At 75.0% G+C, this 1,118-nt stretch carries 1 protein-coding gene; it reads left to right on the top strand.

Features of this window, described 5'->3' with window-relative positions:
* Nucleotides 1-972, top strand: a 972-nt coding sequence (locus IF89_RS39330) for a VWA domain-containing protein (RefSeq protein ID WP_043194864.1), incomplete at its 5' end; no start/stop codon positions are given.
* Nucleotides 973-1,118 lie beyond the last annotated feature (146 nt).

The raw sequence follows: 1,118 nt of genomic DNA, 5'->3' as shown, positions 1-1,118 counted from the left end.
ACCTCCACCCCTGCGGAGCAGGCCGCCCCCGAGGCGGACGCCGCCGCTCCCGCCGGGTCGACGGAGACCGCCGTCGCCACCGAGCCGCAGCCCGAAGCCGGCGAGCCGGAGGCCGCAGCGGCTGCGCCGCAGGCACAGGACGCGGCCGCGGAGCAGGCCACCGAGCCCGTGGTCGACGCCGCCGCGCAGGCCGACACCGCCGTCGCAGCACCGCCGCAGGCGGAAGCGCAGGCGCAGGACGCGGCCCCGACCGCCCCGGCGGAAGCCGGCGGGTCGGAGGGTGCCGAGGCGGACGCCGTCGCGGGGGCGGACGGGCCCGCGCATGCGGCGGCCGTCGTGCGGCGGCGGGCTCCCGGGGTGGCGGCCGCGTACAAGGCCGCCGGGCAGGTGCTCCGCAGCAAGGGGAAGGCCGGCGCCCGCGCCAAGGTGTACCTCGTCCTCGACCGCTCCGGGTCGATGCGCGGCTTCTACAAGGACGGCAGCGCCCAGTACCTCGCCGACCACGCGCTCGCCCTCGCCGCACACCTGGACGACGCGGCGACCGTGCACACCGTCTTCTTCTCCACGGACGTGGACGGCACCGCCGACCTGACCCTCGACAGCCACTACGGCTCCTGGGTGGAGGGCCGGCACGCCGAGCTCGGCCGGATGGGCCGCACCAGCTACCACGTGGCCGTCGAGGCCGTCGTCGAGCACTACCGCGAGAACGGCGGCAAGGGCCCGGCCCTGGTCGTCTTCCAGACGGACGGCGCCCCCGACAACCGCCAGCCCGCCCGGCAGGCGCTGACCGAGGCCGCCGCCGCGGCCCCCGGCATCCACTGGCAGTTCGTCGCCTTCGGGGACCACGACTCCAAGGCCTTCGACTTCCTGCGCAAGCTGGACGCCGAGAACGCCGGCTTCTTCCACGCCGGGCCCGCCCCCGCCGAACTGACCTCCACCGCCCTCCTCAAGGGCCTCCTGGAGAAGTTCTAGACGGCACGGCCGGACGGCACGAACACAGCGGAAGGGCCCGGGGGCGTACTAGGTTCTAGTGGTCGTCGCAACACCCCAGTTCAGGGGGTATGCGATGGACTTCGAGATCCGGGAGAAGAGGACGGCCCAGGGCCCCGTCAAGCTGA

This window comes from Streptomyces sp. NRRL F-2664, from assembly GCF_000719345.1.
Lineage (GTDB): Bacteria > Actinomycetota > Actinomycetes > Streptomycetales > Streptomycetaceae > Streptomyces.
The sequence above is the reverse complement of the archived record's forward strand: the minus strand, read 5'-3'. Positions and strand labels throughout refer to the sequence as shown.